11 protein-coding genes are annotated in these 13,801 nt (G+C 75.9%); 6 read left to right on the forward strand and 5 right to left on the reverse strand.

Annotation, left to right across the window (positions count from 1 at the left end; translation table 11 throughout):
• Nucleotides 1–160: 160 nt before the first annotated feature.
• From ACHZ99_RS20165 to ACHZ99_RS20185, 5 genes are all read left to right on the forward strand, one after another.
• Nucleotides 161–3,142: a DEAD/DEAH box helicase gene (locus ACHZ99_RS20165; protein WP_420306041.1), complete on the forward strand. Its 2,982-nt coding sequence runs from the start codon at nt 161–163 to the stop codon at nt 3,140–3,142.
• Entirely contained in the window at nt 3,139–4,503 is a 1,365-nt protein-coding gene (locus ACHZ99_RS20170; RefSeq protein ID WP_420306042.1) for an SWF or SNF family helicase, read from the forward strand. The genes ACHZ99_RS20165 and ACHZ99_RS20170 overlap by 4 nt, the downstream gene beginning before the upstream one ends.
• 176 nt (nt 4,504–4,679) lie before the next feature.
• Complete coding sequence (locus ACHZ99_RS20175) at nt 4,680–5,474, forward strand: basic amino acid ABC transporter substrate-binding protein (RefSeq protein WP_420306043.1); 795 nt, start codon at nt 4,680–4,682, stop codon at nt 5,472–5,474.
• Nucleotides 5,471–6,295 (forward strand): amino acid ABC transporter permease, encoded by an 825-nt coding sequence (locus ACHZ99_RS20180; protein ID WP_420306044.1) that lies wholly within the window; start codon nt 5,471–5,473, stop codon nt 6,293–6,295. The genes ACHZ99_RS20175 and ACHZ99_RS20180 overlap by 4 nt, the downstream gene beginning before the upstream one ends.
• Nucleotides 6,296–6,300: 5 nt before the next feature.
• Nucleotides 6,301–7,095, forward strand: coding sequence for an amino acid ABC transporter ATP-binding protein (locus tag ACHZ99_RS20185; RefSeq protein ID WP_420306073.1), 795 nt, complete (start codon nt 6,301–6,303; stop codon nt 7,093–7,095).
• A gap of 46 nt (nt 7,096–7,141) precedes the next feature.
• On the opposite strand, the gene ACHZ99_RS20190 is transcribed toward ACHZ99_RS20185, so the two are convergent.
• The 3 genes from ACHZ99_RS20190 to xylA all read right to left on the reverse strand — a co-directional run bounded on the left by ACHZ99_RS20190 (nt 7,142) and on the right by xylA (nt 10,044).
• A complete protein-coding gene (locus tag ACHZ99_RS20190) occupies nt 7,142–8,032 on the reverse strand; it encodes an alpha/beta hydrolase family esterase (protein WP_420306045.1) in 891 nt (296 codons plus the stop codon).
• Nucleotides 8,033–8,077: 45 nt separating this feature from the next.
• Nucleotides 8,078–8,551, reverse strand: a complete 474-nt coding sequence (locus ACHZ99_RS20195) for a hypothetical protein (protein WP_420306046.1) — start codon at nt 8,549–8,551, stop codon at nt 8,078–8,080.
• Between the two features lie 329 nt (nt 8,552–8,880).
• Complete coding sequence (gene xylA / locus ACHZ99_RS20200; protein ID WP_420306047.1) at nt 8,881–10,044, reverse strand: xylose isomerase; 1,164 nt, start codon at nt 10,042–10,044, stop codon at nt 8,881–8,883.
• A 102-nt stretch (nt 10,045–10,146) separates the two neighbouring features.
• On the opposite strand from xylA, the gene xylB reads away from it, so the two are divergent.
• Nucleotides 10,147–11,568 (forward strand): xylulokinase, encoded by a 1,422-nt coding sequence (gene xylB / locus ACHZ99_RS20205; protein ID WP_420306048.1) that lies wholly within the window; start codon nt 10,147–10,149, stop codon nt 11,566–11,568.
• A 20-nt stretch (nt 11,569–11,588) separates the two neighbouring features.
• Here the strand turns inward: xylB and ACHZ99_RS20210 are convergent, their stop codons facing one another.
• Both ACHZ99_RS20210 and pdxA read right to left on the reverse strand, forming a co-directional pair.
• Complete coding sequence (locus ACHZ99_RS20210) at nt 11,589–12,377, reverse strand: DeoR/GlpR family DNA-binding transcription regulator (RefSeq protein ID WP_420306049.1); 789 nt, start codon at nt 12,375–12,377, stop codon at nt 11,589–11,591.
• A 60-nt stretch (nt 12,378–12,437) separates the two neighbouring features.
• A complete protein-coding gene (gene pdxA, locus ACHZ99_RS20215; protein ID WP_420306050.1) occupies nt 12,438–13,475 on the reverse strand; it encodes a 4-hydroxythreonine-4-phosphate dehydrogenase PdxA in 1,038 nt (345 codons plus the stop codon).
• Between the last annotated feature and the right edge of the window lie 326 nt (nt 13,476–13,801).

A 13,801-nucleotide genomic window follows, 5' to 3' on the forward strand; every position in this document is an offset into this window, starting at 1 on the left:
CCCGGGTGCAATCCACCCGGCACAAGGTAGTGCCAGATACACCCCTTGCGGAAACGCTCGCGGAAAAGTGAAGTTGATCACGCCGGGACGGCGTCCGGGGCCGCCTGGCCTGGGGTACTCTCGACCGCCCGGTAGTCAAACTTGAGGAGTGCGTCCGTTCGTGACCGCCCTTCCCCCGCTCTCCCGCTGTGCCGCCGTCTTCCTGCCCGCCGACCCCGCCCGCACCGGCCGGATGGCCTTCTGGCTCCCGGAGCCCGGCGGACGCGGCGGCCCCGCGGCGGACGGCGCCTCCGCCGCCGGGCCGCCGGGCCACGCCCGCGGCACCCGCGCCCCGCTGACCGTCGCCGTCCCGGGCGGCGGCACCCGCGAGGTGCCCGCGCTGCTGCTGCCCGCCGCGGACGCGGTTCCGGTGCTCACCCGCGCCCGGGCGGCGCACGCCGCCGGCGCGGACGGCGTGCACCCGGCGGCGGTGTTCTGGGGCACCGCCGCGCTGCTGGCGCTGCGGTTCGCGGCTCGCGGCAAGCTGCTGCCGGGGCTGAGCGAGGGCAGCTACGACGCCTGGCGCTGCGGCCCCCTGGGCGAGGACGACGTGCGGCAGCTGCGGGAGCTGGCGGCGGCGATGCCGCCGGAGGCGCACGCGGCGCCGCGGCCGGCGGCCGAGGCGGAGGCGGCGGCGGGCGGAGCGCCCGGCCCGTACGGTGCGGAGGCGGCGGGCGGAAGCGCGCACGGCGCGCGCTCCGGCGCGGACACCCCCGTACTCCTCCCCGAGCCCGGACTGCTGCTGCGCGCCTTCCTCGACGCCGTCGCCGACGGCCTCCCCCGCTCCCCCGCCGCCGTCCTCGCCGCCGGGGGCCGCGCCTTCGCCGCGCCCGAGCCGCGGCACGTCCCCGAGCAGCGCGCCTGGGCCGACGACGTGGCCGCCGGGCACGACGCGGGCGTACGGGTCTCGCTGCGCGTCGAGATGGACACCACCGGCGCCCGGCCCGCCTTCCGCGCCGTCGTCCAGCTGCACGGCACCGCCGACCCCACCCTCCTCGCCGACGCCGCCGACGTGTGGGCCGGCACGGCCGCGCACTTCGGCCCCGGCGCCCGCATGCAGGCCCTGCTCACCCTGCGCCGCGCCGCCCACGCCTGGGACGCCCTCGCCCCGCTGCTCTCGGCCGCCGTACCGGACGCCGTCGACCTCGGCGACGACGACCTCGCCGCCCTCCTCGGCCCCGGCGCCCGCGGCCTGGCCGCCGCCGGCGTCGAGATCCACTGGCCCCGCGACCTCACCCGCCACCTCACCGCCCGCGCCGTCGTCGGCCCCGCCGGCGGGACCGACGATCCCGCCGGCCGGTCCGCCGGGCCCTCCTACCTGTCCGCCGACGCCCTCGTCGCGTTCGGCTGGCGCTACGCGGTCGGCGACGTGGAGCTGACCCGCGCGGAGCTGGACCGGCTCGCCGAGGCCGCCCGCCCGGTGGTGCGGCTGCGCGACCGCTGGGTGCTGGTCGACCCGGAGTCGGTGCGCCGCGCGCTCGACCGCAAGGACGCCGAGCTGACCCCCGTCGACGCCCTCGGCGCGGCGCTCACCGGCGAGGTCGACGACCCGGCCGTGCCCGGCGGGCGGGTCGGGGTCGCCGCGAGCGGCTGGCTGGACACGCTGCGCGAGCGCATCGCCGACCCGGAGCGCACGGACGGGCCGGCCGCCCCGCCCGCGGCCCTCGCCGCCACCCTGCGCGACTACCAGCTGCGCGGCCTCGGCTGGCTGCGCCGCATGACCTCCCTCGGCCTCGGCGGCTGCCTCGCCGACGACATGGGCCTGGGCAAGACGATCACGCTCATCGCCCTGCACCTCGACCGGCAGGAGCACGAGGAGACCGCGGGCCCGACGCTCGTGGTCTGCCCGGCCTCCCTCCTCGGCAACTGGCAGCGGGAGATCGAGCGCTTCGCCCCCGGCACCCCCGTGCGCCGCTTCCACGGCGCCGGCCGGTCGCTGGCGGACGCGGCGGACGGCGGGTTCGTGCTCACGACGTACGGGACGATGCGGCTCGACGCCGAGCGGCTGGCGGAGGCGGGCTGGTCGCTGGTCGTCGCCGACGAGGCGCAGCACGTCAAGAACCCCTTCTCCGCGACCGCGAAGGCGCTGCGCGCCATCCCGTCCCGGGCGCGGGTCGCGCTGACCGGCACGCCGGTGGAGAACAACCTCTCCGAGCTGTGGGCGATCCTCGACTGGACCACCCCCGGACTGCTGGGCCCGCTGCGGCGGTTCCGCACGCGCTACGCCGACGCGGTGGAAGGGGGCGAAGGGGACGCCGACGCCGCGGAGCGGCTCGCCCGGCTCGTCCGGCCCTTCCTGCTGCGCCGCCGCAAGTCCGACCCGGGCATCGCGCCGGAGCTGCCGCGCAAGACCGAGACCGACCGGGCGGTGGCGCTGACGGCCGAGCAGGCCGGGCTGTACGAGGCCGTGGTGCGCGAGACGCTCGCGGCGATCGAGGGCGCGGACGACATGGCCAGGCGCGGACTGATCATGAAGCTGATGACCGCGCTGAAGCAGATCTGCAACCATCCCGCGCAATATCTCAAAGAGGACGATCCGCGCATCCCCGGCCGCTCGGGGAAGCTCGAACTCCTCGACGAGCTGCTGGACGTGATCCTCGCCGAGGACGGCGGCGTGCTGGTCTTCACCCAGTACGTGCAGATGGCCCGGCTGCTCCGGGCCCACCTCGCGGCCCGCGGGGTGAACACCCAGCTGCTGCACGGCGGCACACCGGTGCCGGAGCGCGAGGAGATGGTGCGGCGCTTCCAGGACAGCCCCCCGGGCGAGGCCCCGCCGGTCTTCCTGCTCTCGCTGAAGGCCGCCGGCACGGGCCTCAACCTCACCCGCGCCGGCCACGTCGTGCACTACGACCGCTGGTGGAACCCCGCGGTCGAGGCGCAGGCCACCGACCGCGCGTACCGCATCGGGCAGACCCAGCCCGTGCAGGTCCACCGGCTGATCGCCGAGGGCACGATCGAGGACCGCATCGCCCGGATGCTTCAGCACAAGCAGGGCCTCGCCGACGCCGTCCTCGGCGGCGGGGGCGAGGCCGCGATCACCGAACTGTCCGACGAGCAGCTGGCGGAGCTGGTCCGGCTGGCCGGGCCGCGAGGGGGCGAGTGATGACGGAGCCGGAGGAGCTGACGTTCGAGGCGCTGCCGCCGAGCCGGGGCCGCGGGTTCGCCCGGACCTGGTGGGGGCGGGCGTGGCTGAAGGCGCTGGAGGACACGGTGCTGGACGGCACGCTGCTGCGGCGCGGGCGGGGACACGCGCGCGCGGGCGCGGTGGGCGCCGTCGCGGTGCGGCCGGGGCGGATCACGGCGCGGGTGCTGGGCGCGGACCGTACCCCGTACCGCACGGACGTGCTGGTGCAGCAGCTCGACGACGCCGACTGGGATCGGCTGCTGGACACCATCGCGGACCGCGCCGGGCACATCGCGGCGCTGCTGGACCGGGACATGCCGCCGGAGCTGGACGAGGACGCGGCGGCGGCCGGGGTGGCGCTGCTGCCGGGGATCGGGGACCTGCACCCGGAGTGCGGCTGCGGGGAGTGGGACCACTGCGCGCACACGGCGGCGCTGAGCTACCACGTGGCGCGGCTGCTGGACGCGGATCCGTTCGTGCTGCTGCTGATGCGGGGGCGGGGCGAGGCGCGGCTGCTGACGGACCTCCAGGAGCGGAGCTCGGCGCGGGCTTCCGCGGTGCCCGCGGGTGCCGTGGGGGCGCGGCCAAAGCCGCCGGGCGTGCGCGCCGACGAGGCGTACGCGGCGGCGGGTTCGCTGCCGCCGGTGCCGCCGCCGCTCGGGCCGGTCGCGGAGCCGGGGACACCCCCGGTGCTCACCGGCGGCGCGGAGCCGGCGCCGGGGGTGGACGTGGCGGCGCTGGAGTTCCTGGTCGCGGACACGGCGGTACGGGCCCGCCGGCTGCTCGCCGACGCGCTGGCCCCGGGCCACGCCGGGGCGCCGCCGCCGGGGGAGCTGACGGTGGCCGAGGACGCGGTGCGGATGGCGGCGGCGGCACGGCCCGCGACCCCGCCCGCGGCGGGCGGCGGCGCCGACGACGGCGGGGCGGCCGGAGCGGGGGCCGGGGCCGGAGCGGCGGCGGGCGGCGGTGCGGGGGCTCGTATCGCCGTCCGGCTCGCCCGCGGCAGCGGGCGCGACCGGGGCGCGATGGAGCGGGCGGTACGGGCCTGGCGGCACGGCGGCGCCGCGGGGCTCGCGGTGCTGGAGGACGACTGGACGCCGGACGCGGCGGCGCTGGCCCGCGCCACGGACCAGCTGGCCGCCGCCTGGGAGCCGGGCACCCGCCCCCGCCTCCGCGCGGCCGGCGCCCGCTGGACGGCGGTGGGCACCGGCGCCCAGCTCCGCTACGGCCGCGACGGCCGCTGGTGGCCGTACCGCAAGGAGGGCACCGCCTGGTCCCCGGCGGGCCCCCCGGCCCCGGACCCGGCGGCGGCGCTGGCGGCGGTGCTGGAGGACGGCTGACCCGCACCGCACGGCCCGCCGCCCCCGCACAACCCCTCCCATAGGGAGCGTTCGGGATCATGCGCCCGGGTCCGTTACCCGCTCGAAATGACCGGGGCGGAGACACGCGCGTAGACCGGTGGCAGGATGCGCATTCCAGCAGCGCGCAACCAGCGCCGCCCTGCCCAGGAGGCATCGTGTCGTACCGCCCCCCGCTGCCGCTCATAGCCATTGGCGCGGCGGCCGTACTCCTCGCCGGGTGCAGCAGCACGGAGAAGTCCGGATCGAGCGGCGACGTGTCGCTCGTCGAGGACGGGAAGCTCCTCAACTGCACCGGACTGCCGTACGAGCCCTTCGAGTTCAAGGACAAGGAGAGCGGTGACATCGTCGGCTTCGACATCGAGCTGATGGATCTGGTCGCGGAGGAGCTCGGCGTCGAGCAGGAGGTCATCGACACGCCCTTCGAGGGCATCGAGTCCGGCGCGGTCTTCGCCTCGAACAAGTGCGACCTGTCCGCGGCCGGCATGACCATCACGGAGGAGCGCAAGAAGAAGTTCGCCTTCTCCGACCCGTACTTCGAGGCCACGCAGGCGCTGGCGACGAAGAAGGGCTCCGGCTTCGACTCGCTGGAGTCGCTGAAGGGCGAGCGGCTCGGTGTGCAGATGGACACCACGGGCCAGGAGTACGCGGAGGACAACGCGGACGACGTCCAGGTCAAGGACTACGAGGACCTCGGGCTGCTGCTGCAGGCGCTGGAGGGCGGGCAGATCCCGGCGGCGATCAACGACAACGGCGTGCTCTACGACTGGGTCAAGGACCGCCCGGACTTCGAGGTCTCCACCGAGTTCGACACCGGCGAGCAGTACGGCATCGGCGTCGGCAAGGACAACAAGGAACTGCTCAAGGTGATCAACGACGTGCTCGCGAAGGCGAAGGACGACGGCACCTACGACAAGATCTACAAGAAGTGGTTCGGCGAGGCGCCGCAGTGAAGGAGTCCGGCACCAAGCGCGACGGCGGCCGCGGCCGGTCCCTCAGCCCCCGTCAGCGGGCGAAGGCGGCGCGCGGCGCGCAGTACGGCGTGCTGCTCGCGGCGGCGGCCGCCGTCGGCCTGCTCGCGGACTGGGGCGAGGTCAAGGACGCGTTCTTCAACCTCGACGTCGCCCGGGACCAGTTCCCCGACGTCCTCACCACCGCGCTGGTCAACACGGTCACGTACACCGCGCTCGGCTTCGCCTTCGGGCTGGCGCTCGGGCTGCTGCTGGCGCTGATGAAGCTGTCGTCCGTGCCGCCGAACCGGTGGCTGGCGACGGTGTACATCGAGTTCTTCCGCGGCGTGCCCGCGCTGCTGGTGTTCATCGCCCTCGGCTACGGCGTGCCGCTGGCCTTCCAGGTGAACATCAACCTGCTCTTCACCACGATGCTCGCGCTCGGCCTGGTCGGGGCCGCGTACATGGCGGAGACGATCCGCGCGGGCATCCAGGCGGTGCCGAAGGGGCAGCTGGAGGCGGCGCGGTCGCTGGGGATGTCGCAGACGCGGGCGATGGTCACGATCGTGATCCCGCAGGCGTTCCGGATCGTGCTGCCGCCGCTGACGAACGAGCTGATCCTCCTCACCAAGGACTCGTCGCTGGTCTACGTGCTGGGGCTGTCGGTGGACGAGCAGGAGCTGACGAAGTTCGGGCGCGACGCGCTGAACGACAACCTGAGCCTGACGCCGATCCTCGTCGCGGGGCTGTGCTACCTCATCATCACCATTCCGCTCGGGCATCTCGTCCGGCGGCTAGAGGCGAAGGCGGCGAAGGCCAAGTGACCTCGTTGGACAAGGACGCGGCGCAGGCCGCCGCCCCGGACGCCCCGGCGATCGGCATCGAGGGGCTGCGGAAGTCCTTCGGCGACCTGGAGGTGCTCGGCGGCATCGACCTGACCGTCGCGCGCGGCGAGGTCGTCTGCGTGATCGGCCCTTCCGGCTCGGGCAAGTCGACGCTGCTGCGCTGCGTGAACATGCTGGAGGAGCCGAGCGCGGGGCGGATCTTCGTGGCCGGCGCGGAGGTCACCGACCCGGACGTCGACATCGACCGGGTGCGCCGCCGGATCGGCATGGTCTTCCAGTCGTTCAACCTCTTCCCGCACCTGACGGCGCTGGACAACCTGACCATCGCGCAGCGGCGGGTGCTCGGCCGCAGCCGGCCGGAGGCGGAGAAGGTCGCGCGGGCCAACCTGGTGCGGGTCGGGCTCACCGACAAGGAGAAGTCCTATCCGGCGCAGCTGTCCGGCGGGCAGCAGCAGCGGGTGGCGATCGCCCGGGCGCTGTCGATGGAGCCGGAGCTGATGCTCTTCGACGAGCCGACCTCGGCGCTCGACCCGGAGCTGGTCGGCGACGTGCTGGCGGTGATGCGGCACCTCGCGGACGAGGGCATGACGATGCTGGTGGTCACGCACGAGATGAGCTTCGCGCGGGAGGTGGCGGACCGGGTGGTGTTCATGGACGAGGGCGCCATCGTGGAGCAGGGGGTGCCGGAGCAGGTGATCGGCAGCCCGCAGCACCGGCGGACGCGGACGTTCCTGGCGCGGGTGCTGGACCCGGCGGCGGCGGAGGTCGGAGAGCGGTAGGGGCGGGGCGTACGGGCGCGGGCGTGCACCGCCGCGGCCGTACGGCTCAGGGCGTGCCCGCGGCCGGCGCGCGGCCGGTCTCCTCGAAGAAGCGGCGCACGGCCGCGGAGGCGTCGTAGGCGTCGCTGCCCGCGCCGCTCAGGTGCCCGCCGAGCAGCGGGTCGGGCGTGCCCGGCCAGGCGTGGCCCAGCGAGGCGACGGCGACGAGGCGCACGGGCTCCCGCCCGGCGCCGTCGCGGTACCGGAACTCGGTGACGCCCGGGGCGGGTTCGGTCCGTACGGGATCGGCCGCGCAGCCCGCGGCGGCGGCCCAGCGGGCGACGGCGTCCGGCACCGGCTCGTCCCAGCGGGGACCGGCGCCGCCGCGGTACGGGTTGGTGTCGTCGCGCAGGCCGTGGACGGCGAGCAGCGGCGGGGCGGGGTCGTCGGCGCCGCCCGGCCGGCGGACGCCGCCGACGCAGGCCACCGAGGCGAGGCGGTCGCCGAAGCGGGCGGCGGCGTGGCCGGCGAGCCGGGCGCCGCCGGAGAAGCCGGCCAGGTGGCGGCGGGCGGGGTCGACGGGGAGCATCCCGTCGAGGGTGTCGAGCAGCGCGCCGAGGAACGCCACGTCGTCGACGCCGGCGGCCTCGTCCCGTATCCGCTCCTCGCCCGCCAGCGGCACCCCGGGCAGCGACCAGGCCCAGCCGCCGAGGTACGGCAGGGCGCCCTGCGGCGCCGCCACGGCGTACCCGCGCGCGGCCAGCTCCCCGAGTCCGCTGCCGCGCAGCTGGGCGGCGGGGCCGAGGGCGCTGGGGTGGAGGTCGACGACGAGCGGCGCGGGCCGCGCGGCGGTGCCGCTGCCGGGCCCGGGGCGGAGCAGCAGGAAGCGCCGGCGGCGCCCGCGAAACGTCAACTCGTGCCGCTCGGCACGCCGTACGATGTCCGCCGGGGTGGTCATGACGATCGATCCTACGGCGGGGTACGGGCGGCGGGCCGCGGCGGTCTAGGAAACCTCCTCCGGCAGCAGCCCGGGCGGGATGTCCTCGGGGTCCAGGCCGCTGGGCAGTTCGTCGAGGTCCAGGCCGCTGGGCAGCAGCTCGGTCGGGATGTCCTCCGGGTTCAGACCGCTGGGCAGGTCCTCGGGGTCCAGGCCGCTGGGCAGCAGCTCGGTCGGGATGTCCTCGGGGTCCAGCCCGCTGGGCAGGTCGTCCGTACCGGCGGAGGGGCTCTCGGTGGGCGCGGGCGTGCACGCGCACGGCGGGTCGTCGTCCTCGCCGCCGCCGCCGACGACCGCGTACGTCAGGCCGACGCCGCCGCCGAGCACGACGAGCGACGCGGCCACAGCCAGGATCAGCTTGTTCCGGTTCCTGCCGCCGCTCACGGGCGGCGGCGGGGGCGGCGCGGGCCATTGCTGGGTGCTGCCGTCCGGCGGGGTGTGGCCCGGCGGCGGCGTGTCTTCGGGCGGCGGGAAACTCATGGCCCCAGCTTCACCCGGCGCAGCGGCGGAAGGGACGGCTCCGCCGGGGTCGTGACAGGGTTGCGACACTCCGCCGCCGGTCAGAGCGGGTCGGGCCGCCCGCGGGGCGGCCCACGGCGCCGTACGCGGCCCGGGGCGGCCCCTGGGCGGTACGGCGGCCCGGGGGCGGTAACGGCGGGCCCACGGCCGCGTACGGGCCCGCCCGGCCTTGTCAGTGGGGGCTCGTACCCTTGGGCGGGCGTGAGGGGACGGGTGGGGTGGGATCAGTCCGTGCGCGGTCCGGGGCGGCGCCCGTGCGCGGTCCGGGGACGGGCCGCGGCGTGCGTGGCTCAGACGCCCAGCAGGTGGTCCATCGCCAGCTGGTCCAGGTGCTCGAAGGACATCCCGCGCCCCGCCGCCGCCTCCGGGTCGAAGTCCTCGTACGCGCCGCGGTCGGCGAGCAGCCCGGCGAGGCCCGAGTCGTCGGCGGTGGGCTGCGCGAGCTGGTCGAGGCGGGAGGCGCGCAGCGCCTCCTGCACGGCGGGGTCGGCGCGGAAGGCGGCGGCGCGCTCCTTGAGGATCAGGTAGTTGCGCATGCAGCCGGCGGCCGACGCCCACACGCCCTCCTTGTCCTCGGTGCGCGGCGGCTTGAAGTCGAAGGTCTTCGGGCCCGCGTAGCCGGCCGACTCCAGCAGGTCCACCAGCCAGAACGCGGCCCGCACGTCGCCCGCGCCGAAGCGCAGGTCCTGGTCGTACTTGATGCCGTTCTGGCCGTTGAGGTCGATGTGGAACAGCTTGTCCGCCCACAGCGCCTGGGCGATGCCGTGCGGGAAGTTGAGCCCGGCCATCTGCTCGTGGCCGACCTCGGGGTTGACGCCGTACAGCTCCGGGCGCTCCAGCCGCTCGACGAAGGCCAGCACATGGCCGACGGTGGGCAGCAGGATGTCGCCGCGCGGCTCGTTGGGCTTCGGCTCGATGGCGAAGCGCAGGTCGTAGCCCTGGCCGGTGATGTACTCGCCGAGGAGGTCGAACGCCTCCTTCATCCGGTCGAGCGCGACGCGCACGTCCTTGGCGGCGCCGGACTCCGCGCCCTCGCGGCCGCCCCAGGCGACGTAGACCTTGGCGCCCAGCTCCACCGCCAGGTCGATGTTGCGGATCGTCTTGCGCAGCGCGTAGCGGCGGACGTCGCGGTCGTTGGCGGTGAAGGCGCCGTCCTTGAAGACCGGGTGGGTGAAGAGGTTCGTGGTGGCCGCGGGGACGGCCATCCCGGTGGCGTCGAGCGCCTGCCGGAAGCGCTTGACGTGCGACTCCCGCTCGGTGTCGGAGGCGCCGAAGGGGATGAGGTCGTCGTCGTGGAACGTGACGCCGTACGCCCCCAGCTCGGCGAGGCGCTGCACGCTCTCGACCGGGTCGAGGGCCGCGCGGGTCGCGTCGCCGAAGGGGTCGCGCCCCTGCCAGCCGACGGTCCACAGACCGAAGCTGAACCTGTCCTCGGGGGTAGGCGTGTACGACATGCTGGCTCCTTCGGCGGATCTATTTCGTAAGGCCGCTTTACAAAATAGGATGCCGACCGGGCCGGAGGGAAGAGCCGGCCCACGAGTCGCGGAGGACAAAGCATGGGGCCCCTCGTCATCGGCGTCGACAGTTCGACGCAGTCCACCAAGGCGCTGGTCGTCGACAGCGAGACCGGGCAGGTGGTGGCGCACGGCCAGGCCGCGCACGCCGTCAGCACCGGCGGCCGGCGGGAGAGCGATCCGGACCAGTGGTGGGAGGCGCTCGGCGCCGCCCTCGCCGCCTGCGGCGACCCGGCGCGCGAGGCCGCGGCCGTCGCCGTCGGCGCGCAGCAGCACGGGCTGGTGACGCTGGACGCCCGCGGGCGTCCGGTGCGTCCCGCGCTGCTCTGGAACGACGTGCGCTCCGCGGCCGAGCGCGACCGGCTGGTCGCGGAGCTGGGCGGGCCGAAGGGCTGGGCGGAACGCACCGGCAGCGTGCCGGCCGCCTCGTTCACCGTCACCAAGTGGGCGTGGCTCGCCGCCCAGGAACCGGACTCCGCCGCCGCCACGGCGGCCGTGCGGCTGCCGCACGACTACCTCACCGAGCGGCTCACCGGCGCGGCCGTCACCGACCGCGGCGACGCCTCGGGCACCGGCTGGTGGGACGCCGGGACGGAGGACTACGACGCCGCGACGCTGGAGCGCGTCGGCCTCTCCCCCGCCCTGCTCCCGCGGGTGCTGCGGCCCGGCGAGGCGGCCGGCACCGTCCGCGGCGACGACCTGCCCGTCCCGCGCGGCGCGCTCGTCGCCGCCGGCACCGGCGACAACATGGCCGCCGCGCTGGGCCTGGGCCTCCAGCCCGGGCAGCCGGTGCTCAGCCTCGGCACCTCCGGCACCGTCTACGCGGTCTCCCGGCACCGTCCCGCCGACGCCACCGGCACCGTCGCCGGCTTCGCCGACGCCCGCGGCGACTGGCTGCCGCTGGCCTGCACCCTCAACTGCACGCAGGCCGTGGACCGGATCGCCGCGCTGCTCGGCCGCTTCCGCGAGGAGGTGCGCCCGGGCGGCTCGGCCGTCGTGCTGCCCTTCCTCGACGGCGAGCGCACCCCCGACCTGCCGCACGCCTCCGGCGTGATCCACGGGCTGCGCCACGACACCACCCCCGGGCAGGTGCTCCAGGCCGCGTACGACGGGGCGGTGCACGCGCTGCTGACGGCGCTGGCGGAGGTCTCCGGGCCGGACGCCGACCCGGACGCGCCGCTGCTGCTCATCGGCGGCGGGGCGCAGGGCTCGGCGTGGCGCGAGACGGTGCGGCGGCTGTCGGGGCGGGCCGTGCAGGTGCCGCGGGCGCAGGAGCTGGTGGCGCTCGGCGCGGCGGCGCAGGCGGCGGGGCTGCTGCTGAACGAGGACCCGGCGGCGGTGGCGCGGCGCTGGTCGACCTCGGAGGGGCGGGCGTACGAGCCGGTGGCGCGGGACGACGCCACGCTGGAGCGGATCGGCGCGGTGCTGGCCGACGCGGGCGCGCTGCTGCGCCGGGCGGGCTGAGCCCGTACGGCCGCGCCGGCTCAGCCGGCCCGGACGAGGGTGACGCCCGCCGCCGCGCAGCGGGCGTCCAGCCCGTCCGGGGCCTCGGCGTCGGTCACCAGGGTCCAGCCGGCGGGCAGCCGGGCCCAGGCGGGCGCGTCGGCGACCGCGAGCTTCGTGGCGTCGGCCAGGACCACGACGCGGTGCGCCCGGGCCGCGACGCGCTCCTTGACCGCCGTCTCCTCCAGCGTCGGCTCGCCGACGCCGCGTCCGGGGTCGACCGCGTCCGCGCCGAGGAACGCCACCGAGAACGACAGCCGCTCCAGCGCCAGGTCGGTGAGCGGCCCGACCAGGCCGTGGCTCAGCGGCCGGACGCTGCCGCCGAGCATCACCACGTCGACGTCCGGGGCGCCGGCGAGCAGTTGCGCGGTCTCCAGGCCGCGGGTGACGACGACGCCGCCCGCGGGCACGTCGGTGTCGAGGAGCTGGCGGGCGAGCGCCGCGCAGGTCGTGCCCGCGTCGACGAACACCGCGCCGCTCTCCGGCACCAGCGCCAAAGCGGACTCGGCGATCGCCGCCTTCGCGTGCAGCCGTACCAGCGCGCTCTCCCCGACCGGGCGCTCGGCGAACGCCTCGGGCACCACCGCGCCGCCGTACGTGCGGGTCACCCGGCCGCCCTCGGTGAGCCGGCCGAGGTCGCGCCGCACGGTGGACGGTGACACGGCGAGCGCCGCGGCCAGCTCCTCCACCTGCGTGGTGCCTTCGCGGAGCAGCCGCAGCAGGGCTTCGTGCCGCTCGCGGGTGCCGCGCCGCGCCGTCGGGTGGGCCACACGTGCCTCCGTCCATCGGGTCCGCCCGCCGCGCGCCACGCCGGCGGCGGGCGGGGTGGGTCAGCCGTACGTCCGGCGGATCCGCTCCGCGAACGGGCTGTAGTCCACGCCCGCGAGATACGCCGAGAGCATTGTGCCGTGATCGGCGCGGCCGGTGCCCGCGATATCGAAAGCGGTGCCGTGGTCGACGGACGTGCGCAGGATCGGCAGGCCGACGGTGACGGAGATGGTGCCGTCGAAGTCGTAGGTCTTGGCGGGGATGTGGCCCTGGTCGTGGAAGTGGGACAGCACGCCGTCGTAGCGGCCGACGAGGCCCTGGTGGAACACCGAGTCCGCGGGGACGGGGCCGCTGACGTCCAGACCCTCGGCGCGGGCCGCCTCGCAGGCGGGGCCGATGTGCACGATCTCCTCGTCGCCGAACGCGCCGTTCTCGCCGCCGTGCGGGTTGATCGCGGCGACGGCCAGCCGGGGCGACTCGGTGCCGAAGACCTGGAGCGCGGTGACGGCCTCGCGGATCGACGCGCCGACCCGCTCGGCGGTGATCTGGTCGAGCGCGGTGCGCAGGGCGACGTGCCGGGTGGTGAAGAAGATGCGCAGGTGGTGGCCCTCGGCGGCGGTGTTGCGCACGACGAACATGGTGTCCTGGCGGGTCACGCCGGTCAGTTCGCCGAGCATCTCGGTGTGGCCGAGGTGCTTCGAACCGGCCTGCCAGATGGCCTCCTTGTTGATGGGGCCGGTGACGATCCCGGAGACCCGTCCGTCGAGCGCGGCGCGGGTGGCGACCTCGATGGCGGTGACGGCGGCCCGGCCGGCGCGGGCGTCGACCCGGCCCCACTCGGGTACGTCCGCGCCGAGTTCGCCGGTGTCGTGGACGTCGATGACGCCGGGGCCCGCGGGCTCGGCGTCGAAGCCGGTCACCGGGCGTACCTCGACGTCCAGGCCGGCGGCGCGGGCGCCGCGGCGCAGCGCCTCGGCGTCGCCGACGGCGACGCCGTGGTGCCCGGTCTGCCCGGCGACCTCGGCGAGGGTGCGCGCCGTGATCTCCGGGCCGATCCCGACGGGGTCGCCGAGGGTGACGGCGAGGACGGGGCGGGTCATCGGGTTTCCTCCGTGGATACGCCCGCCTCCAGGCGGGGGAAGAATCGGACCCCTGCAGAGCAGGGCAGGAAAAGCCGGTTCGCCCCTCGGGTGAACAGGCGTGTAGCATCGGCGCCGCCCGGTCGGCGGCAACCAAGCTGGCGGGGCCTACCGCCGGGCTGGCGGGATGTCAGGTCTGTGGAGCTGGCGTAAGACTGCTGGGCGTACCCACGTCCCCCGCCGTTAGTTCGGGGCAGCTGCTGTCGATGAAGCAGAAAGCTCAACCCGCGAGGGCTGAATCCCCCTGCTTCAGCCGGGGGAGAGGTCAACGGTGGTTCCTCCTCGTG

It is taken from the genome of Streptomyces sp. MAR4 CNX-425 (assembly GCF_048656465.1).
GTDB lineage: Bacteria > Actinomycetota > Actinomycetes > Streptomycetales > Streptomycetaceae > Streptomyces.